Source organism: Pseudoalteromonas sp. CR1 (genome assembly GCF_019392235.1).
Taxonomy (GTDB): domain Bacteria; phylum Pseudomonadota; class Gammaproteobacteria; order Enterobacterales; family Alteromonadaceae; genus Pseudoalteromonas.
This window is the reverse complement of record NZ_JAHXRM010000003.1, coordinates 69,114-91,826: the sequence shown is the minus strand read 5'-3', so window position 1 is coordinate 91,826 and position 22,713 is coordinate 69,114. Positions and strand designations below refer to the sequence as shown.

The 22,713-nt window shown below is 38.2% G+C and carries 13 protein-coding genes; 1 reads left to right on the top strand and 12 read right to left on the bottom strand.

All coding sequences use genetic code 11. The annotated features are described in order from the left end of the window. Positions 1 to 3 precede the first annotated feature (3 nt). A complete protein-coding gene (locus tag KZZ04_RS04510) occupies positions 4 to 2,271 on the bottom strand; it encodes a DNA internalization-related competence protein ComEC/Rec2 (RefSeq protein ID WP_219421960.1) in 2,268 nt (755 codons plus the stop codon). Here KZZ04_RS04510 and KZZ04_RS04505 point away from each other — a divergent pair. Continuing rightward, positions 2,251 to 2,760, top strand: coding sequence for a DUF2062 domain-containing protein (locus tag KZZ04_RS04505; RefSeq protein WP_219421959.1), 510 nt, complete (start codon positions 2,251 to 2,253; stop codon positions 2,758 to 2,760). The genes KZZ04_RS04510 and KZZ04_RS04505 overlap by 21 nt on opposite strands. A gap of 66 nt (positions 2,761 to 2,826) precedes the next feature. On the opposite strand, the gene KZZ04_RS04500 is transcribed toward KZZ04_RS04505, so the two are convergent. The 11 genes from KZZ04_RS04500 to KZZ04_RS04450 form a co-directional block, all read right to left on the bottom strand. Then, on the bottom strand, positions 2,827 to 4,572 hold the full coding sequence (locus tag KZZ04_RS04500; protein ID WP_219421958.1) for a DUF3466 family protein: 1,746 nt from the start codon (positions 4,570 to 4,572) through the stop codon (positions 2,827 to 2,829). Between the two features lie 11 nt (positions 4,573 to 4,583). After that, positions 4,584 to 6,497: an ABC transporter ATP-binding protein gene (locus KZZ04_RS04495; RefSeq protein ID WP_058405553.1), complete on the bottom strand. Its 1,914-nt coding sequence runs from the start codon at positions 6,495 to 6,497 to the stop codon at positions 4,584 to 4,586. 15 nt (positions 6,498 to 6,512) lie between these two features. Next, entirely contained in the window at positions 6,513 to 6,752 is a 240-nt protein-coding gene (locus KZZ04_RS04490; RefSeq protein WP_138529202.1) for a glutaredoxin family protein, read from the bottom strand. Then, entirely contained in the window at positions 6,745 to 8,862 is a 2,118-nt protein-coding gene (gene rlmKL / locus KZZ04_RS04485; protein ID WP_219421957.1) for a bifunctional 23S rRNA (guanine(2069)-N(7))-methyltransferase RlmK/23S rRNA (guanine(2445)-N(2))-methyltransferase RlmL, read from the bottom strand. The genes KZZ04_RS04490 and rlmKL overlap by 8 nt, the downstream gene beginning before the upstream one ends. A 91-nt stretch (positions 8,863 to 8,953) precedes the next feature. Next, positions 8,954 to 9,484: a cell division protein ZapC gene (locus KZZ04_RS04480; protein WP_058405550.1), complete on the bottom strand. Its 531-nt coding sequence runs from the start codon at positions 9,482 to 9,484 to the stop codon at positions 8,954 to 8,956. 122 nt (positions 9,485 to 9,606) lie between these two features. After that, a complete protein-coding gene (gene pyrD / locus KZZ04_RS04475) occupies positions 9,607 to 10,617 on the bottom strand; it encodes a quinone-dependent dihydroorotate dehydrogenase (RefSeq protein WP_058405549.1) in 1,011 nt (336 codons plus the stop codon). Positions 10,618 to 10,737: 120 nt separating this feature from the next. Further along, positions 10,738 to 15,579, bottom strand: a complete 4,842-nt coding sequence (locus tag KZZ04_RS04470) for an NAD-glutamate dehydrogenase (RefSeq protein ID WP_058405548.1) — start codon at positions 15,577 to 15,579, stop codon at positions 10,738 to 10,740. 208 nt (positions 15,580 to 15,787) lie between these two features. Next, entirely contained in the window at positions 15,788 to 18,109 is a 2,322-nt protein-coding gene (locus KZZ04_RS04465; protein WP_219421956.1) for an RND family transporter, read from the bottom strand. Continuing rightward, positions 18,109 to 19,104, bottom strand: a complete 996-nt coding sequence (locus KZZ04_RS04460; protein ID WP_138529208.1) for a YCF48-related protein — start codon at positions 19,102 to 19,104, stop codon at positions 18,109 to 18,111. Before KZZ04_RS04460 ends, KZZ04_RS04465 begins: the two co-directional genes overlap by 1 nt. Positions 19,105 to 19,233: 129 nt before the next feature. Beyond that, complete coding sequence (locus KZZ04_RS04455; RefSeq protein ID WP_219421955.1) at positions 19,234 to 20,598, bottom strand: DUF1329 domain-containing protein; 1,365 nt, start codon at positions 20,596 to 20,598, stop codon at positions 19,234 to 19,236. 13 nt (positions 20,599 to 20,611) lie between these two features. Continuing rightward, positions 20,612 to 22,708 (bottom strand): DUF1302 domain-containing protein, encoded by a 2,097-nt coding sequence (locus KZZ04_RS04450; RefSeq protein WP_219421954.1) that lies wholly within the window; start codon positions 22,706 to 22,708, stop codon positions 20,612 to 20,614. Positions 22,709 to 22,713 lie beyond the last annotated feature (5 nt).

The window sequence follows — 22,713 nt, the reverse complement described above, 5'->3', positions numbered from 1 at the left end:
ACGTCAATCTTTTATAAACCAGTAGCTTTGCTGAGTTCTTGCTGAAATAACAGACGTATCACCTTTATAAAACTCTATCGTGATTTGCCCTTGAACACCGGTGCTATATTGCAAGGCATCAATTTTATTATAACGTTCAACAACTTCAGCTTTGGGAAATTGCCACTGTCCTTTATAAGCACTAGAGTGAATAACGACCTGTGGCATAACTGCAATAATAAATTCATTACTTGATGACGTATTACTTCCATGATGTGGACTCAGTAAAACGGTGCTCTTTAAAGCATCACTGAGGTTTACAAGCTGAGACTCTCTATTTTTTGAAATATCGCCCGTTAGTAGAACGCTATGCTCCTCATCTGAAACTTTAATCACGCAAGATTCATCATTTTCATTACCAAACAGCTCTGTTGGAAAGCTTTTAATTTTAAGCCCCACCATATTTACCTCATTTAGTATGCAGCTCTTTTTAGGTCCATCAGGGTGAAATTCACTAAATGAAAATTTTAACCCAGCATCGATAAAATGCACTATACCGCCTGAATGGTCGTTATCAAGATGACTAACGACCGAATGAATAATTGTTATGTTGTTTGCTTCAATAAAAGGCAACAAAATACTCTTAGCCCGACTAAAACGATTAAAGTAACTTGGCCCAAAATCATAAATAAACCCCTTTTTATCTTTTTCAATAAGCACCATAAGACCATGACCTACATCAAACACATGTAATTTCCATTTAGGCTTATCAGTCAGTAAAGAGTCGATATAAAGTATAGTTAAGGGTAAAAAAATGAGCCGCTTGTATGGTGCAAAATAAAATAGTGCAAGAGTAAGATAAACATAAATAATGACACCTCCCCTCATAAAACCAAGGTTTAGCCAACCAAAACCTGGCGGTAGGTTATTTAAAAAGTCGAAAATAAACGCTAAACCACTATCGATAAAAATAATAGCGATACTAATATCAAACACAGCACTGATAGCCGTTAATAAGATTAAACAGGGCATTAAAATAAATGAAAGAAATGGAATAGCGACTAAATTGATGACTAAACCAGCAATGCTAACCCCATTAAAGAAATATAAAGACAAAGGCAGTAAACTAATGAATAGTGTGGCCTGAATAGCAATTAGAGCAAAAACCATTTTTAAAAATACATTGTTAAAGGTAGGTGTTTTTTTTATAACTAAAAATATAACCGCGACTGCAAAAAATGAAAAATATAATCCAGGATTCAACACATTAAACGGATTAACTACAAGTACAATAACAAGCGCGAATAAAATACTGCGCCATCTCATCGGCTGTCTTTGCAAATTGTACAATAGCAAATAACAGCCAAGCATAATTAGGGCTCTTGTTGCAGAAACCAAAAAATTGCTTAAATATACATAAACAAACGCTAGTACAAAACCTACCACGCTATATACAATTGAGAAATTAAGCGTTTGATTGTTTACAAATTTAACTTGTATGAATACAAACTTTGTAATAAAAAAACCAAAACCAAATATTAACCCAATATGTAAACCGGAAATGGCAAGTAAATGGCTTAAACCAAGTGATTGCATAAGCTGCTTATCACTCGACGTCATCAACGACGTATCTCCTGTTAATAACGCATAATAAAGCCATTTTAGTGTTGTATTTTCATATGTGACTTTAATAAAGCTTCTGTAGTTTTCAACGGTGCTTTGCACTAAAGTGCTTTTAATTTTTAACTCTTTATTAAGGACTTTACCTTTAAAAAATACTCGCTGCTTGAATGCATACAATTCATTATCAAATACATTAAAGTTTTTCGTACTTCTAAATTTTTTTAGATTAACACTCGCTTCAAACTTATCATTGGTACGCAGTGGTTGTTCTACATTAACACTTAGCATCGCGCTTGGTGCGGTGAAATCAGAGTAGTATTGGCCATTAATTTTAACTAATTTCGCTTTGATGTATTGTGGAGCCTTGCTTGAAACTACTTCTTGAATGACAACTTCGACTGGATACGCGTATTTATCATGTTTTATTATGTGGTTAAAGTCATAAAACATAAAATAATGAACCACAACTAGGCAAATACCTAAAATAAAGCCTAACAATACGGACAAAAACGGCTTAAAATAAGCACCTATTATTACAATAGAAATTGTAATAATAGAAAACTCGAGCGTTTCGTAATAAAACACGGTTGAAATACAGCCAATTACCAAACCAAGACTGATCCACACTGATGTAAATGGTTGCTTTAAATGGCTAAGAAAACTATCCAAAGATTTTTACCCGATCCGAATAAAATTAGACATCACAAATCGTTAAAAATTTTTGGTAAACTTTTGCAAGACGCAAACCTTTGGCACTTAAACCGGCGCTCTGCACGTGGGGCCTTTGCAGTTGGTTTATTTTTTGCGTTCATCCCTGTTCCTTTTCAAATGGTTTTAGCCGCAGCAACCGCTATTGTGTTTAGAGTCAACTTACCTATCTCAGCAACACTTGTTTGGCTCACTAATCCGCTGACTATGCCACCTATTTTTTATGGCTCTTATCTCGTAGGTACGCTTGTTTTAAATCAGCCAGAGCAACACTTTGCCTTTGAACTTAACTGGGCTTGGTTCGAGCAAAGTATCGAAACTATTGGCCCTGCATTCCTTGTAGGCTCGCTTGTATGCGCCTCCATAGCATCAATTATCGGTTATTTTGGAATTGATATTTTATGGCGTCGCTCTATTGTTAATGCAAGAGCAGCTCGTAATAAACATTAGTATTCACTTTATTATAGACGAAAAAAAACCCAGCTGACTAGCTGGGTTTTTTGTTAAAAAATTTACTTAAAAACGAAATATACGTCTAAAACCAACTAATGGTAATAACAAGAACGCTAACCAAGACATACTCGCTGAACTTCTTTCATAAACTTCAGCTTCTGGCGGTGCACAATTTTCAATTGAACCATTCTCAAGTGGTGTTAATTTAACTGCAACAGCTACACTTTCAAATTCTATATTGCCATTTACATCGGTAACTATTCCGCCGAGCGTATCACGCTTTTCTACGGTTTTGGTTGCAACACCAAACACTTCGTTATTCTCATTAATAACATTCGCTTCTACGACCGTATATGGATAATCAGTCTCACCGTCTGTTTCATAACAAGGTAAAAGATCATTTAAATTGGTTATTTTGTCTTCACCAATTTTATAAATAAATGCAGCTTTGTCGCGTGAACTGTCCGATCCACCTAACTCGCTCTCACCCACAATATAACCTTGATTATTTATATCGTTAGCAGTCGAGTTTGCAGCTAAAAAGAAGTTTGTAGGGTAAACCGTGTTGCCTGTGGCGATATCATGATAAAAGAATTTTCTTATCCGAGTGTTTTCAACTATTCGAGTTGCATAACCAGCAATGATATTATCATCATTTATTGCTGAAGAAATTCCAGTTTGACTAGAGTCATTTTCTTGCTCAATAAAGGTAACAACCTCTCCATCTTTGAAGTACACAGGCATTGTAACGAATATATTATCATTATTTTTATAACGTGTATGTGAAGAGCCTACTGCAGTACCATTCGCATTTACTGCAAAAGCCGTACTGGTAAATGTGTCCTCTTCTATTTCATCTTCATCAGGAGTTAAAGCTAAACCAAGTTCTTCTACAGAAGTAATATTAAGGGAGGCGTCCAACTGCCATTTCACTGCTCGCTTGTTAAAAATCCCACCAAGAAAATTACTATTTAATAGGTTAATACAAGAAGAAACAGGTTCATCTTCGCCATCGCAGTTCTCATCAATATCTTCTAATCTATCGAAATTAATATCCGTTGATATATTACCTACAACAATATACCCATTATTAGTTTTGACAATATCATTGGCTCGGCTTGTACCGCCGTATTCATTGAACTCAGGTACAAGAGGCACTTCTGTACCATTAGCACCTATTACGATGCCTCGTTCTATAAAATCATGGGTAAACCAAATTTCAGCATCGTCTTCACCATCGGGCGTAAAAGAGACTTTATCATAAGGCGCACTGCCCCATCCGACTGAAACACCGTCTTCACTCACTGCATTGTAAACATTAAAGGTAGAGCGTGTTAAACCATCATAGTCTACTGAGGCAATATCAAAAAGAGGCTGTTCAACTACTCCATTTTCACTAAATCTAATACCGGTAAACGAATTTAGTTTTTGATATTCAAAATTAGTCGATAAACCAGACAAAAACCTAACCATAAAATTGTGTGCATCAGGATTAGTGGAAGCTGCATTATTATTTTCAATATCATCAAGTGTAAAAGTTATTACCTTATCACTCAGTTCAAAAATTGAAACTTCATTATCATATGCATTTTCTATAAGGTTATCAGTGAAATCTATATAGCTAATATCAATTGGTAAATTATATAATCCATTTGTTAAACCAATTATGTGTCCACTCTCACTTGCATCAGTAACATAAGAAAACTTCGCATTATCAGGAGTCCCTAATTCACTTAATTGGTATGTTGCACTAATAGCTGATGTACTCAATGTTGCTAAGATACTGGCAGCGAGTAATTTATATTTCATTTTAGTCCTTACTACTGATTCTGTAATTCTTCAAGTTCTTCCCATCGCTCAAAAGCGGCTTCAAGGTCAGACTCAAGTTGTGCTAAATGGTTCAATGCTTTGGTTGTTATGTCACTGTCTTGTTTAAAAAAGTCAGGATCGCCTACCACGTTTTGTTGAGCTTCTACGTCAGCTTCAAGTTGCTCCATTTTATTCGGCAACTGTTCTAATTCAAGTTTTAATTTGTAAGATAGCTTATTCGTTTTAGCGGCTGGCTTTGCAACTGGGGTCGGTTGCTTTTCTACTTTTTTTACACTTGGTTTAACCGTTTGTTTTTCTTGTTCTGCTAAATAACTTACATAGGCTTCATAGTCACTATAACCACCGACTATATCTGTTACTTTGCCGTTTCCTTCAAACGCCCACACACTAGAACACGTATTATCAATAAATTCACGGTCATGGCTTACAATAATTACGGTGCCTTGATATTGATTGATAATGTCTTCTAACAGCTCAAGTGTTTCAATGTCTAAATCATTTGTTGGCTCATCCAACACCAGAATATTCGATGGTTTTAAAAAAAGCTTAGCAAGTAATAATCGATTTTTCTCGCCGCCCGATAAAGCTTTAACTGGTGTTCTCGCTCGTGCAGGTGGAAACAAAAAGTCTTGTAAATAACCTAATACATGACGAGAGCGGCCGCCCATCATCACTTCTTGTTTTCCTTCGGCAACATTGTCTTGAACCGTTGCTTCTTCGTCTAATTTTTCACGGTATTGGTCAAAGTAAGCAAACTCTAAGTTAACACCCTGCTTAGTTTCCCCGCTGTCAGGTGCTAAATCACCAAACATAAGTTTTAATAGTGTCGTTTTACCTACACCATTAGGTCCAACTAATCCAATACGATCGCCACGCATTACTAAGGTAGAAAAATCGCTTACAATCGTTTTTTCTCTAAAAGCATGAGATAAATGTTTCGCTTCAAAAACTAACTTTCCTGAGCGGTCTGCAGTCTCAATATTAAAATCTGTTTTACCAACTTGATCAACCCGTTGCTTGCGCTCATTACGTAATTGTTTTAATTCACGTACACGACCTTCATTACGAGTTCTTCGGGCTTTTACGCCCTGACGGATCCACGCTTCTTCTTCAGCTAATCGTTTATCAAAGAGTGCATTTTGACTTTCTTCTACTTTTAAGTCATGCGCTTTTTGTTCTAGATAAGTGGCGTAGTCACCTGGGTATGAAATAAGTTTGCCTCGATCTAAATCTAAAATACGCGTAGCAATTGCACGAATAAACGCACGATCGTGAGATATAAATACAATCCCACCTTTAAAGTCTTTTAAAAACTGCTCTAACCACATCACACTTGTCATATCTAAGTGGTTTGTTGGTTCGTCTAATAGCAACAAGTCTGGCTCACTAACTAATGCACGTGCCAGTGCAACTTTACGTAACCACCCACCTGACAGCGATTCAAGTTTTGCATCGGGTGTGAGCTCAAGTTTTGTTAAAACGAGTTGAATGCGGCTATCAAAGCGCCAGCCATCCGCAGCTTCTAATTTATTCGATAAACGCTCAAGTTTATTTAATAATTGATCAGTACATTCAGTTTGAAGCTCATTACTAACATGATGATAATCAATAAGTAAATTAGCTATATCTGGCATACCTTGCGCAACGTAATCAAATACAGTACCGCTGGCCCCTTTTGGTGGGTCTTGTTCAAGACGAGATATTTTTAAACCACCTAACTGGTTTATTTCGCCATCATCTAAAATTACTTGGCCGTCTAACACTTTTAACAGTGTCGACTTACCTGCGCCGTTTCGGCCAACAATACATACTCGCTCGCCACTTTCAATAACAGCCTCTGCGTTATTAAGTAACGCATGTGTACCAAAGGCGAGTTGGGCTTTTGAAATTCTTATTAAATCCATAATTCTACTATGCTCTTAATCTGCCAGTGCTAAAAAGATTTGCACTTGTTCTGCAGTAAAAGGCCAAAAAAGTTGTTGGCCATGTTCATTTTCTAAAACAGGAATACTTACCTGGTACTGCGCAATAAGTTGCTTGTCAGTCATTATGTCTGTTAAAAGTAAACTTTTTTCACTCGTTAATAACGGTGTTATTAACGAATGAGCTTGTTCACATAAATGGCAACCTTCCGTATGGTATAACGTCCATTTAGCCATGGGTAATTAACCAGCTGTTATGAATTTTTTTATTACGCTTAAAGTCTGGTGACAGTGTTTTGTCAGAAATATTAACTGCTTTTAAACCCAAGCCAATCAAGCCAACTTCATCCATAACGAAACCGCGTTTATTGTTAGAAAAAATCAATGTGCCAGACGGGCTAAGAATTTTTTTAACCCAAGTGAGTAATTTGATGTGATCGCTTTGCACATCAAACGCATCTTTCATTCGCTTTGAGTTTGAGAATGTAGGCGGATCAAGGAAGATTAAATCATATTGCGCAGTCGCATGTTCTAACCACTTAAGACAGTCTGCTTGTTCAAAACGGTAACGCGTATTGCTGATATTATTTAAATCAAAGTTATCTTGCCCCCATTTTAAATAGGTTTTGGATAAATCGACTGTGGTAATAGCCTTTGCACCACCAAGGGCTGCATGGACTGATGCACTACCCGTGTAGGCAAATAAATTTAAAAAACGTTTGTCTTTAGCATTTTCTTGGATGTAACGGCGCACTAAACGATGATCTAAAAACAACCCGGTATCTAAGTAGTCAAATAAATTAACTTTAAACTTTGCACCAAACTCTTCAACAACCATTGTTCTATTTTGCTTAGCCATAGGTGTGTACTGCTCTTCACCTTTTTGCTTTTTACGGACTTTTACAGCTATGTTTTCAGGTGCAATATTTAATTGTTGCGCTGTTAAGCTAATTACGTCTTGAAGGCGTTTATCGGATACTTTTTCATCTATTTCTTTCGGTGCAGCATACTCAAAAATTACAGCACTGTCGTTGTAAACGTCAACTGCTACATTATATTCCGGAATATCAGCATCATAAACACGATAAGCATCTACTTTATTTTGCTTTAACCAATTTTTGAGGCCTTGTTTATTTTTTTTCAGACGATTAGCAAATGACATTGAACCTTCATAATTAAGGGCTTTTTTATCATCCGTAGTCAAACTGACTTGCTTATCATCTAGTTGATATAAATTAAGCTCAACATCTAAAGGACCATTTTTAAATTTATAACGTTTTAATTTAACCAGCTTTAAAAGTTTAAATAAACTTTCATCCATGCCCAATAACGCCAGTTTCCAATGATTAAAATGCTTTTTAAAGCCCACACCTAAGTTGCGGTGTAAATTAACTAACTCAGCCATAGAGCCAATACGTTCGCCATAGGGTAAATTTGAAATAACTACACCAGGTAATTTAGCCACTGCGGTTAACTTTGTCGCATCGCTTTGTTTAAATTTAATTATGTCATCAAGCTCTGCACGTTTTGCGTTATCAATGGCTTTACCTAGTACCTGAGCATCGTAATCGTGGCCTATTAACCATAATTTTGGATCTGTAATATTTTCGAACAACTCTTCTTTTAACGCGTTGAATTTTGCCACTCTAAAACTAGGTAAACGCTCAAAAGCAAACCCTTCACGAAATAGCCCTGGCGCCTCATTACGCGCCATACCAGCAGCTTCTATTAAAATAGTACCCGCACCACAACATGGGTCAAACAAAGGTTGCTTTACATTATCAAGCCATCCACTGCGCTTAATAATTGCCGCCGCTAAATGTTCTTTTATTGGCGCTTTACCTTGTCCTTGACGATATCCACGTTCAGATAGTCTTGGTCCTGAATAATCAATGTAAAGAGAAACACCGTGTCGATTTAAACGCGCAACAACACGAACATTTGCATCCTGTTTATCAACATTAGGACGCTGCTCGTACAAGTCATTAAAATAGTCAACAATTGCGTCTTTAATGACTAAACCTGAAAACTGTGTATTTTTTAATGAATCATTAGTACCGTTAAAATCTACAGCGAATGTTTGGGTTGGGCCAAACCATTCTTGCCAAGGTTGAAAACGAGCAAATTTATACAAGCTATCTTTATCATTAACGCCTTCTTTTTCTTCGATAAGCATAAGCACACGAGTAGCAAAACGGCTTGATAAACAAACCTTTTGCGCCAGTAATGAGTCAGCCTCAAAACGAACAGAACCAACAGTTTGCTTAGACACAGCAGCGCCAAGTTCTGTTAACTCATCAACCAATAAATTTTCGATTCCGATAGAAGTAAGTGCGATAAATTGCAAAGTAGTAACCCTTAATAGCTAATTGCGCAGGATTATACCATAGGTTGAGGGACAAACACGCCATAACGCATGCTTAATAACGTAAATTTGATTAGGCGGTTTTAAATTTAAACTGCTGGGTTAAGATGGGATGAACGCGGTTGTTTAAAATTTTTATAACTTCAAACTGAGCAAGAGATAAATTTTCGTCTAGCTGAAAGTTCTCGCTTAAGTTTAAGCAAACTGACGCATCGCTGCAATGATCGACGATTAGAAAGTCCCCTGATTGCGCCTTAGAAACTAATTTAACGACAGCTTCAACACTGGGTTGAGTGCCTGTATATTCGTTAAAAAACCAGCTTTTAGCTAACACTGGTTTTAAATGAAATTTTACAGCGGTGGCATTGAGCGCTATCTGACAAACTTGCACACTAGACCAGATTTCAAACCCATCTAAGTAATTATAAACTTGTTCGTAAAAAGCGGCATCTTCTAAACTAAAATTTGGGTTTTTGATAACTAAATCTGTTAACTGCCTTATTTTGTAAGGTGTGCAAAGTTGCATTTCGTCGTTCAAATCAAGTAATAAACGATTTTTATTAGGACAAGCAATCCACTGCCATTGCTTTGACGCTTGTAACATATGCTCCTCCTTGTGGGCTTTATTAGAAATGGTATCAGTTCAAAGTATAACCGCTTTTGACCATTTTATATATAATTGCTTAGAACATTTATCTAACGATCAAAAGCTTAGATAACTGATCCTTATAAGCCATTAACGATCGATTTTACCAATTCAGGGCCTTTATAAATAAAACCGGTATAAACCTGAACTAAACTAGCGCCCGCGTTGAGTTTCTCTTTAGCTGATTTAGCATCGTCAATTCCCCCTACGCCAATGATAGGTAATTCGCCTTTTGTTAATCGCTTTAATTCACTCACTACTTCTGTAGAACGCATTCTCACAGGGTGTCCAGATAAACCACCGGCCTCGTCTGCATACTGTTGGCCAATAACATCACCCCGTTCCAGTGTTGTATTAGTTGCAATTACCCCGTCTATTTTATTATTTAGTAGTGATTCACTCACCTGCTCTATTTGAATAGGATCAAGATCTGGCGCAATTTTAACAAGCATTGGAACCTGCTTATTATGTTTTGAAATTAAATCTAGTTGCTCATTTTTAAGGCTTTGCAATAAATCATCCAGTGCTGCACCGTATTGTAAATCTCTTAGGCCCGGTGTATTTGGTGAAGAAATATTTACGGTAATATAAGAAGCATGCTCAAAAACTTTTCTCATACAGTGTATATAATCGTCCTTACCTTGCTCATTAGGCGTATCTTTATTTTTACCAATATTAATACCTAAAATACCGTTGTATTTTGCTGCTTTTACGTTAGCAACAAGGTTGTCAACGCCTTTATTATTAAAGCCCATACGATTAATAATAGCGTTTGATTCTGGTAATCGAAATATACGAGGCTTGTCGTTACCTGCTTGCGGACGAGGTGTAACTGTGCCCACTTCAATAAAACCAAAACCCATTTGGCTAAATGCATCTATACAGTCTGCATTTTTATCTAAACCTGCAGCTAATCCAACCGGATTCTTGAATTCAAGACCTAAAAAGTTAACCGGCTTGTCTGCTACAGATTGCGACCATGCAGCGCTCAATGGTGTGTTAGCGAAACGACTAAGGTTGTTAAGAGCAAATTCATGTGCCCACTCCGCATCACGGGTAAACATAAAACGGCGAGCTAAATCGTAAAACATGAATATATTCCTCTTTAAATAACAGACAAAAAAATACCTCAGACAAGGCTGAGGTATTATATAACATTTTTAATAATTAGCTTATTACTTAGTTAATAAATAATAAGTTAACTTACTACTTTATTTGGCTGGTGTATCGCAATTGTGACTTAATAACATTAATTCACGCAATGCTACAGAAAACTTAGCAAAGTCATGACTTTGTGATGTTTTAAATTCAGCCAGCATTTGCTTCCAACGAGTAAGTAGTAACTCTTGCTTATCCATCCACTCATCAATTTGATAATCAACGTCTTTCTCATCTGCTTCAAAGCTGTTTAATACAACCTGTGCGAGTGTACGTTGTTGCCAATCAAGCTCTTCTCGATAAGATGAACGTGCCAACGCCTGCCAATGGTTAGCTACTGGTTGGTTGGTTATTTGATCTAAGAACCAATGTAAGCCCATTCTTGCACCAAGCTTGAAGTAAGTATTCGACACCATAGCAATGCCTCTACGTGAATTATTAGCAATTTCTGCTAAGTCCATCACCGAGAACAAGCTAGATAACGACACTATACGCTTAGCAATATCTACTGGTACGCCACTGTCAGTTAACTTAGCCGCAGCTTGATCTATGCGAGCACTTTCCTTTTCAACAATGTATGTGGTCAAGTTATCACTCAAATCACTAAATGTTGGTGAGAAGTACTCAATCCCTTGTTCAATTGTTTGCGATTTATTGCGATGACGCAAGAACCAGCGTGTTGCTCTACGAACAGTTCTACGGAGTTGGTAAAGCATTTCTGTTTGTACTGCCGCAGGTATTTTATTATCTAATGCGCTAATTGATGACCAGGTATCACGCATTTCAAAAATTTCACTGGCAATTGAGTAACACATTGCAATTTCTGCTTCGCTTGCACCTGTTTCTTCATGCATGCGAACCATGAAATTTAAGCCCATGTCGTTAACAATATTATTAGCAAGCTTGGTTGCTATAATTTCTTTACGAAGTGGGTGATTGTTCATTGCATCATTAAATTTCTCACGTAATGGACGTGGGAATGATTTAACCAGTAACTGACGATAATATGGATTCTCAGTAATATCATCTGTAACAAGCGAATCTTTTAACACCATTTTAGCGTAAGAAACTAACACTGAAAGCTCAGGGCGTGTTAGGTCTTTACCTGATGCAGCTCGCTCTGCTAGTTCTTCATCGCTCGGAATAAACTCTATAGCACGGTCTAATTTGCCATCTTTCTCAAGGGCATGAATAAAGCGGATTTTCTCTTTAAGCGTCGATGTACCACGAGATTGAGTAATCGAAAGCGTGTGCGTTTGACGATAGCAGTCTTTTAATACCAATTCTGATACTTCATCAGTCATAGAGTATAAAAGCTCATCACGCTGCTTAAGTGTTAAATCACCTTCAGCAACTAAACCATTTAGAAGAATTTTAATATTTACTTCATTATCTGAACAAGCAACACCGCCAACGTTATCAATAAAGTCAGTATTAACGCGTCCACCTTGTTCAGCAAACTCTATGCGTCCAAGTTGCGTAGCACCTAAGTTACCACCCTCACCAAGGACTTTAGCACCCAGTTCTTTACCGTTTATACGCAGCGCGTCGTTAGCACGGTCGCCTACGTCAGCATCTGTCTCTTTTGTGTGCTTGATATATGTACCAATACCGCCATTCCAGAGTAAATCAAACTCCATCATTAATGATGCTTTCATTAACTCGTTAGGCGTCATGCTTGCTTTTTTAGTACCCAACATTTTTTTCATTTCTGGGCTAAGGGTAATCGATTTCGCTGCACGAGAGAAAATACCACCGCCAGCAGAAATAAGATCTTTATTATAGTCTTCCCACGAAGAGCGAGGCATATTAAATAAGCGTTCACGCTCTACATACGACTTAGCGGCGTCTGGATTAGGATCAACAAATATATGCATATGGTTAAATGCAACTTGTAAGCGAATGTGCTTAGACAGCAACATACCATTACCAAATACATCTCCAGCCATATCGCCAATAGCAACCACTGTAAAATCAGTTGTTTGACAGTCAATGTCCATCTCGCGGAAATGACGTTTAACAGACTCCCACGCACCTTTTGCTGTTATACCCATTTTTTTATGGTCGTAACCTACTGACCCACCTGATGCAAAGGCATCACCAAGCCAAAAGTTGTATTCATTCGCAATACCGTTAGCAATGTCAGAAAACGTTGCCGTTCCTTTATCGGCTGCAACTACCAAGTAAGCATCATCTTCATCATGACGAACAACGTCGGTTGCAGGGACTACTTCACCACGAGCAATATTATCAGTGATGTCTAATAAACCTCTGATAAAGATTTTATAACACTCTTGGCCTTCTTTAATGAAAGCCTCACGCTCTGATGGAAGCTGTTTACAAACAAATCCGCCTTTAGAGCCAACGGGTACAATTACGGTATTTTTAACTTGTTGTGCTTTAACTAAGCCTAATACTTCAGTTCGGAAGTCTTCACGACGATCTGACCAACGTAAGCCACCACGAGCAACCTTACCAAAGCGTAAGTGAACACCTTCAACACGAGGCGAATATACAAATATTTCAAAAGCAGGTAACGGTAACGGTACGTCAGGTATTAAACGTGGTTGAATTTTAAATGACACATAAGATTTAAATTGGTTTTGAGCGTCTTTTTGATAGTAATTAGTACGAAGCGTAGCCACAATCATATCAACGTACAAACGTATGATACGGTCATCATCAAGATTAGCTACATTTTCCAGCTCAAGATAGATTTGCGCTATTAACTTGTCCAGCGTTTTAGCACTTGCAGGGTTTTTAACAGAAAATCGTTTCGCAAATAAGTTAACAATTTGCGACGCAATATGAGGGTAGTTTGCAAACGTACTTTCAATATATGTTTGAGAGAAAGTAACACCAATTTGGCGCATATATTTAGCGTAAGCACGCAATATAGATGCTTCACGACCCGTTAAACCGCCCATTAGTACTAAACGGTTAAAACCATCATTTTCTAAACGGTTATTCCATACATTAGTTAAAGCTGCGCGAAAACGTGCAGACACCTTATCAAAATCATCCATTCCTTTGCTATCAATCAGCATAGAGAAATCCATGATCCAATTAATTCGGCCATCACTTGTTTTAACTGAATACGGTGTTTCACCAATAACACGTAAACCAAAGTTTTCTAACATTGGCATTACATCTGACAAATGAATTGGCTCGTCTTTATGGAATAAGCTCAAGCGCACAATATTGGTATTCGCCTCTTCTTGAGGGCGATAAAAAAGCATCTCAAGTTTATTTTCTTCACTCAATAGCTCTAGCTTTTCAATATCGACTACTGCCGCACTCGGTAACACTTCATCTTTGTAAGAACGCGCAAATGCACTACAGTATTTGCGATTTAAGTCATTACCACGCGCTTCGCCTGCAGACTCTAGAAGCGCTGATTGTAGTTTGTCTTCCCAAGTACGGGCTGCTTCAATTAAATTGTTTTCGATGTCTTTCACGTTATATTCGATATTGTTGTCGGTCACACGAACAGTGTAATGAGTACGTGCTAGTGTTGACTCAGAGAAATAAGTTGTAAATTCGACTTTTTCGTCGGAATTAAATGCATTGCCTAGTATATCTTGAGTTTCGCGGCGCAGAGCTGTGTTATATCGCTCACGCGGAACATAAACCATGCAAGAAAAGAATCTGCCATAGGCATCTTTACGCACAAATAAGCGACACATATCTCGCTCTTGTACTTGTAATACACCCGTTGCAACTTCAAGTAACTCATTCTCGCGTGCTTGAACTAATTCATCACGAGGGTACGTTTCGAGAATATTCAATACAGCTTTATAGGCATGCGTCCCTTTAGCAAAATCACACATGTCCATTATGCGAGTAATTTTACTTTTTAAAACAGGGACGTCGGCTGCGCTATTATTATAAAAATTAGATGAAAACAGGCCTATAAAGCGATCTTCGCCAATTACATTTCCTTCATCATCAAAACGTTTAATTCCCACGTAATCAATATAAGCTGGACGATGTACGCGAGACTGAGAATTTGTTTTAGTCAATATGAGTAGATTACTACTGCGGGCTTCTTGTCGTGCTACTTCTGGCAGCTCAGACAATAATCGAGTGTGCTCTTCTGTTGAATTTTTTAACAAGCCCAGACTTGTATCCATTTTACCTTTTAGCTGGTAGTCACCTTGTACTGGACTTAACTCGTATTGTCGGTAACCCATGAGGGTAAAATTGTCGCTAACTAGCCAATCTAAAAACTCAACAGTTTCTGCTACCTCGCTCTTGTTTTTACCGTGGCGGCGTTTTGGTAGTTCTTTACTAACCTCAATTAACTTTTTGCGAATCGGTTGCCAATCTTCTACAGCAACTGATACATCAACCAGTACAGACTCGAGTTCTTGTTTAAAAGACTCAATAGCAGAGGAATCTGTTTGACGGTCAATTTCTATAAAAAAAACTGTTTTTGTTGATGTAGATTCTTGCTCTGCTTTCAAGTTAGATAAACCAGAAATCTTCGAGCTCTCGTCGCGTTGAATTTTAAGAGGGCTATGAAGTAGTAAGTGAGAGGCGATATTTTCGCGTGTCATGGCCATCCGAACAGAATCAACCAAAAACGGCATGTCTTTAGCAATAATTTCTACGATGGTATGTGATGACTGCCAGCCATCCTTTGCCACTTCTGGATTGAAAACGCGAATAACGGCGTCGTCGGTAGTGTTTTTTTCTAGCGAATTCCAAAGGCTGAGTGCAGCGCCGTATAAGTCACTGTCGTTTCGATTTGCCAAATCCTCTTTAGACATATTGCTGTACAAGGCTTTGGCGAATTTTTCAACGAGTAACACATTATCAGCGTGAACTTTTTTCTGGATAAGCTTACAGACATTATCTAGGATAACCGAGGCTTGGCCTTCATTTCGTGTCATTGTATGTTCCTTAATCTATTACTGCTCAAGAGCAGGAATTTGTACAGCCATTTATTAGTGTGGAGTCAGATAAATTCTAACCCTTTTACAGCTAATAAACAGCTTTTTCGATGAAAACATTTCAAGCTTTTCAGCTATTTGGTCATCTATTCACAAATTATAGATATAAATGGCCAATAGTGGCCATTTAGGAGCAATATTATTCACATTATTTTTTCTGGTCGGTCCACAGAAGACTACCAATTGCAGGTAATAACAGGACTGCGCCTAACATATTTACTAAAAACATGAAGGTAAGGAGTATTCCCATATCAACTTGGAATTTCAAATCTGAAAAAATCCATGTACTTACCCCAATGGCGAGCGTGATACCGGTAAATAGTACTGCACTGCCACGTTCAATAAGTGCATTGCGATAGGCAATCGACAACGGCACATTTTGTTTAAGTTGCCCCATCATTGACGATAATATATAAATACCGTAATCCACACCAATACCAACACCCAAAGCAATAACAGGTAGTGTTGAAACTGTTAAGCCAATTTCTAGCTGCACCATTAAAGCTTGTGCAAGTGTTGATACAATATAAAGCGGTAGCACAACAGCAATGGTCGCTTTGACACTTCTAAAACTTAATAAACACAATGCAATTACAGCACCGTATACATAAAGCATCATCGGTATTTGAGCTTCTGAAACAGATTCATTCGTAGCGGCCATAACACCAACTGGGCCAGATGCTAATTTAAATGCAAGTTTATCTGTCCCTTCCTCATTTGCGAACTGTTTTACGCTAGCAATAACACGATCAATAGTTTGCGCTTTATGATCGTCTAAAAAGATAATGACAGGCATAACAGAACAATCACCGTTTAGTAAACCGGTACTCGTTTCCACCCGAGAAGTAGATTGCACTAATGTAGCTGAATTACGAGGCAAACTCTGCCATTTTAAATTACCTTCGTTATAACCCGCATTAACAGACTGGGCAACTGAGCTTAAACTAACTGCAGATTGAACACCGTCAACATTTTCAACTTTATATTGAAAACGGCTAATACGTTCCATTACATCATGCTCTGTACATGCTGCTGGGTAAGCTTCAACTATTACCTTTAAAATATCTGATGAAATTGTATATTTGTCCGATATTAAAAAAGTATCTTGGTTATAACGTGCATCTTGATGAAGTGACGGCGCACCCGCATGTAAATCACCAATACGCATTTTATCCGCTTGCCAGTAACCCAGCGCAAACAAAACAAGCGTAAAGCCAATAATGAGTTTAGCTACTTTAGGATCGGTTGCTTTTACCAATAAATCCCTAATTTTATCAAGCATATTTGGTTTGTTAGCATCACCTGATTGAATATGAATGCTATTTTCAAACTGCATGTATGATGCCCAAACAGGCAACAAAATTAGATTTGTAAAAATAATTACTGCAACACCTAAGCTGGCAGTAATTGCAAGCTCTCGGATGATACCTATATCAATCGTCAACAGAGTTAAAAAACCAACAGTGTCTGATAGAAGCGCAATACCACCGGGAATCAAAAGCGCTCTAAAACTCGACTGGCAACAAATACGAGTACTTTTTCCCTCGCTTACTTTTTTACCAATGGCATTAATCATTTGCACACCATGGCTTACACCAATAGCAAATACTAAAAATGGGACTAATATCGACATTGGGTCAAGACCAAAGCCAAGGCTTGAAAGTAAGCCCAACTGCCATGCGACTGCAATAATCGAGCATGCGATAGGTAAAATTGTCAGCTTTAAACTACCGCAAAACAACCAAACCATAATAAAAGTAAAGGCAATGGCAATGGCAAAAAATAACACAACACCTTTAGCCCCTTCTGCAATATCACCGGCCATTTTTGCAAAGCCAATAATATGAATACTCACCTTATCAGTGCTCAAAGGCTCTCTTAACTCTGTTTCGAGCTTTTCTGCAAAAGCTAAGGTATCAAGTTTTTCTTGTGTTTGTGGATCAGTTTCTAATAACTGAGCTGTTACCATTGCACACGAATAGTCGCTGGCAATCATACGACCAACAACTTTTGCTTTTTCTATATTTTCTTTTACAACGGCTAAACCACGTTCGTTTGCTTTAAAGTTTGCAGGAATAATTGGACCACCTGCAAAACCGTCTTCAACTACTTCTACAAAACGGGCACTAGGAGCAAATATAGAGTTTACAAGTGGCCTGTTAACACCCGGTATAAAGTAAAGCTGATCATGAACGGCTTTTAATTGAGTAAAAAATTCTGGATTGAATATATTACCACTGTCATCACACACAGAAATTAAAATGCTATTCGCACCACCAAACTGCTTCTCATGCTTGGTATACACTTTCATGTATTCGTGATTTAGGGGGATATTTTTATTAAATGAAGCATCAAGTTGAATATGCGTAGCTTTAAAAATAAGTAAACAAGTAATAATTGCAAAACTTATAAGCACAACCAAGCGATGTCTGAATATCGCTTTTTCTATAAAATCTAAAATAGTATGCATTAAGGGGTCAACTCCTTCACTTTAATGCCATCTTCAGTAGCCATAACCAATTTATTATTTTTAATTACACCATCAAGTATCGCTTTACCGTCGGCAAGTTGCTCATGAGTTAATAACCCATCTTGTAAGTGAAAAATCACCCCACTGTTTGCTAACATTAACCACTGCTCGTCATTGTAATTAATAATGCTATTTATAGTAGCGGCTTTAGTGCTATCAAGGTGAAGCCATTCTTTTTCATCGCGCTGCTTGCTGTATACATTACCTCTAAGCCCAGCAACCACCTCTTGGTTATTATCTGAATTAAATGCGAAGAAAGAGCCTGGGTATATTTCTTCAAGACGCTGCCACGTGTTGCCGTTATCCGTGCTTCGAGCTAATAAACCCATCTCACCAACAAGCATTAAGCCATCTTCGGTTTTTTCAATTCGATTAAAATGTGGCAAAATTGATGCTGTTTCTGCTTCGTAACCCTCGGGATCATTTTCTTTTAAGTCATTTAAGTACTCTCTGTCTTCACTGAACAACAAAGAATCTAAAAATCGCTTTTCCCATTGTTTTCCACCATCGGTCGTATGGTAAAACATGCCATACGCACCCACTGCAAAACCTTCTAATTGATCTTTAAATAAAATGTCTAAACATGGCTTATCTAAAGAAGGCTTAGCCTGTTGTAATTGCCAATTATTCCCCCCATCAACGGTGTTAATAATTGTAGCATCATGCCCACATGCCCAACCGTTGTTTTCATCACTAAAATCGACAGCGGTCAACAATACTTGCGTAGGTACTAATTTTGCTTGTTGCCAAGTTTCGCCATTTACACTTTTTATTACTGTGCCATGCTTACCTACAGCAACTAATTCATTACCTGTATTGATAATATCTGTTAATAGTGTTTTTTGTGCATTAGGCGCACTAATTGCGTTTTTTGGTGTATCTTGAGCAAAACTTGCACTGCTTATAATCAGGCTGGCACATACCAAATACTTCATAAATTTTAATCGCCTTGAACTGAAAGGAGTGTTTGTCTTTGTAAACGAGGAAAGTTTTTTGCGTTGAAAGACAAACGCGATGAGAAAGGAAAAAGGCACCTAACTTGCGACTAGGTGCCTATTTTTAACTTATCTACCTGCGCGGCGTAATGCGCTAGATGTAAACTCGTTATCATTAAATGATTTTGAGAAATCGTACATTTTTTCTTGGTTATCTAAACCAATAGCTAAGTAACGACGTGAATTCAAATCATGATAAACCTCTAAAGTACTCCACTGGGTAGGTACTTCATAGTAGTTAAGACCATAGGCCATTGCTACACGGTAAAGTTGGTCACGGTTATCATAAATATCAGTTACCGTTACCTGCCAGCTATCTTCATCTATATAAAACACACGTTTTTTATAAATGTGACGAGTATCATCTTTAAGGTTAGCCTCTACTACCCAAACACGGTGTTTTTCATAACGTGTGTACTCAGGATTTATATGACCTGGTTTTAAAATATCATCGTATTCAAGCTTGTCACTGTGAAGTTTGTAGCTATTATATGGAACATAAAGTTCTTGCTTACCTTTGAGTGTCCAATTATAGCGATTTGGCGAGCCATTAAACATGTCAAAGTCATCAGTAGTACGTAAGCTATCTGCTGCTGTACCCGGTGCATCATAGGCGACATTTGGTGCACGACGAACACGGCGTTGGCCAGAGTTATATGTCCATGCTTGGCGAGGCGTTAATATTTGGTCCATTGTTTCATGTACCAATAAGGCTGTACCTGCAAGACGAGCTGGCTGAGTAACGCTTTGTTTAAATTTAAACAAAATGTTTGAGTCTTGAAGCTCAGCAGGTGTAGCACTTGGATCAGAGTATTTAACAAGTAGTTGTTCATCAAAACCAACATAGTTGTAAGAACCTGATGCTGTAGGTGCTGCTTGACCACCAAAACGCTCAATTGACTCACCTCTAAAGCGAAGTAAATGGTTCCAAATTGCTTCTAAACCTGTTTTAGGAATTGGAAATGGAATGCCAATAGCTGTGTTCTTAATCCCATTACCGCCTTCAATCAATTCAGCAGTAGGTGCAAACTCTTTAGTTGCATCATAAACAAATTGAGGGTAAGACGCTGATCGGCGTGTTTCATACACTGGCATTTTAAACGTGTCAGGGTATGCCTCAAATAAAGCAATCTGACCCGGGCTCAGGTTTGCCTTGTATTTATCGATGTTTGTTTTGTCAATTGTAAAAAGTACTTTGTCACTTGAGAAAGGGTCAAGGTGATGCATCCCCGCTTCGTAACCTGCTGGAGCAGCAGTAATGCCGTTATTCCACGCAGGAATAGAGCCGTCAGCGTTACCCGCTTTCTCGGCGCCCATAGGAGTTAGGTCTTGACCTAAACGTGCAACTTCTTCAGCTGATAGTTTTGCTAAAGCAGCATTACTTGCAAACAAGCTAGCAAAAGCTGCTGCAATGAGGGTAGGTTTTTTAAGCATAATAATGTTACCCCTAAATAGAATATTTTAAGTTAAAAGAAACGTAATCGCGGTCTGAGAAGGTATTTACGCCACCACCGCCCCAAAATGAGTTGTAGCTCACATCAAGTGACCACGCATTTTGGTAGTTAAAGTTCATAGTAGCACCTAATGACTTACGATCTTCAATGAACAAGAACATAGGATCAGGTGTATTACCATTTACGTCATGTGAAAATACAAAACGTGGAGAAAAGTTAATACCGTTGTAAAGGTTGAAATAGTCACCCTTGGCAATTAGTCGATAACCCCAAGATGAGCCAGTGGCAAACGACTTTTCTTCAGGACCATTTGAAAGACCTAAATGCAGCGTTGAGTAATCTGTTGTACCTGGGCCAGTAATAACACCACTTCGACCAGTACCAGAAACATTTAAACGCATTTCATCGTAATCTGGCATATCATGAATTTTAACGGCGCCCACTTCACCTACCACAGCCCAGCTGTCAGCTCCCAATGACGGGCCAAATAAATGAGTTGCAGTAAACTGAATTTGTGACGTATCACGTTCAATATAACCTTTTGCAACTTCACCTGGACCTACTGAACTTACGGCATCGCCAATACTCATTTGCGAAATACCGGCAAAATCAGGACGAATACCAGCAACGGCTAGCTGTTCAGGCATTGCTGTGTAAAGTAATTCTACATCATCAATTTGCAGAGGCTCGTCTTGTCTAAAAGCAAATTCACCTGCAAACGCAGTCTCGCCAATAGTCGTATTAAAGCTCACACCATAAAGTTTAATATCTTCAGGGTATTCATTCTCAGCTTTAGAAAATGCAACTAAGTCAGCAACATTATCATCAGTGATTTCTGTTGTAGAAATCATTGCTAAATCTTGTGCAATGGCAGCTTGAGAAAAATTAGATACACGCCCTGAAATAAGAGGACGACGGCTGTGGTAATTTACGTGGTAAAGCGCAATTTCAGTGTCATTCCACTCGGGTAAAAATATGCCTAATCGTAAACCATATTGACCACCATCATCTGGTTCAGTTTTACCGTTACTACCTTTACCTTTAAGTGCAACCTTGGTTGGGTGCGCTAGGTACATATTAGCTAGTAGAGCTTGGCCTTCTGCACTTGTAGGATCAATACCCTGAGCCGCAGCTACTTGAGCATAGGTTGCAGTTAAGTTATTTAAACTTTCAGTTAAAAATGCAACATCTATATCAGGGTTAGACGTAAAGCCTAGCTGAACGTTTTGTTGGTAACCATTTTCTGCTGCAAAGTCATTGGTAGAAAAATAAGTACCTGCAGCTGGCAAGCGAGTCTCATGCCATTGGTATTGGTAAAAACCTTCTAGGGTGATGTTATCTGTAATGCCCAATGATGCCCAAAGCATACCAACAGGAATAAATGCTTCTTTAAGCTCTGCGCCTGGCGCTTTCAATCTATCGATATCTACAGGGTTCACATTTATACCATGAGATATAAGTGTACTTTCACCCCAGTTAACTACTTGTTGGCCAAGTCGGACTGATAATGGGTTTTTGCCTTCGTTTAAATCAAAGTCAGCCCAAACAAACGCGTCTAATAAGCGAATATCTGCACAGCTCTGCTTTTTAGTGTCTTTATCATCACAAGGATCAACGCTTTGGCCTGATGTAGGATTTGCGTAGGCAAAGTCACCATCCATTAGGGCAAAATCATAAAAATACATAAACCGAGTGAATAGACCGTAGTTGTCTTTGTTTATTGAAATATCATGTGTACCTTTCAATAGTTTTGAAAACGAATCACCGCTGTCAAAATTAAGGTCACCAGCATCACCATTATTAGAGTAAGAGCCAGGCTGAGCCCAAACATCTTGCGCAGAATAAATAGTATTTACAGCAGGATTGTATCCTGTCCAATTAAATGCGGGGTTATTGCTTTTACCTATTAAACCAAAGTCTCTATCTTCTACACGAATACTCTGGCCGTACGAAAATGTAGAATCGAAGGTTATGTCAAAGCCCCCGGCGTCAAATGTTACAGCCTGTGAACTTGCTGTAGTTAAAGCTAAACTAGCGGCTGCTAAACCTATAGCGATTTTGTTTTTAACAAAAAGCGATCTTCTTATCATTGTGG

Coding starts and splice junctions, on each gene's coding strand:
- KZZ04_RS04455 (WP_219421955.1), bottom strand. CDS start 20,598: ATGCTTAAAAAACCTACCCTCATTGCAGCAGCTTTTGCTAGCTTGTTT.
- KZZ04_RS04495 (WP_058405553.1), bottom strand. CDS start 6,497: ATGGATTTAATAAGAATTTCAAAAGCCCAACTCGCCTTTGGTACACAT.
- KZZ04_RS04460 (WP_138529208.1), bottom strand. CDS start 19,104: ATGAAGTATTTGGTATGTGCCAGCCTGATTATAAGCAGTGCAAGTTTT.
- KZZ04_RS04470 (WP_058405548.1), bottom strand. CDS start 15,579: ATGACACGAAATGAAGGCCAAGCCTCGGTTATCCTAGATAATGTCTGT.
- KZZ04_RS04490 (WP_138529202.1), bottom strand. CDS start 6,752: ATGGCTAAATGGACGTTATACCATACGGAAGGTTGCCATTTATGTGAA.
- pyrD (WP_058405549.1), bottom strand. CDS start 10,617: ATGTTTTACGATTTAGCTCGCCGTTTTATGTTTACCCGTGATGCGGAG.
- KZZ04_RS04465 (WP_219421956.1), bottom strand. CDS start 18,109: ATGCATACTATTTTAGATTTTATAGAAAAAGCGATATTCAGACATCGC.
- KZZ04_RS04505 (WP_219421959.1), top strand. CDS start 2,251: ATGGCTAAGAAAACTATCCAAAGATTTTTACCCGATCCGAATAAAATT.
- KZZ04_RS04450 (WP_219421954.1), bottom strand. CDS start 22,708: ATGATAAGAAGATCGCTTTTTGTTAAAAACAAAATCGCTATAGGTTTA.
- KZZ04_RS04500 (WP_219421958.1), bottom strand. CDS start 4,572: ATGAAATATAAATTACTCGCTGCCAGTATCTTAGCAACATTGAGTACA.
- KZZ04_RS04480 (WP_058405550.1), bottom strand. CDS start 9,484: ATGTTACAAGCGTCAAAGCAATGGCAGTGGATTGCTTGTCCTAATAAA.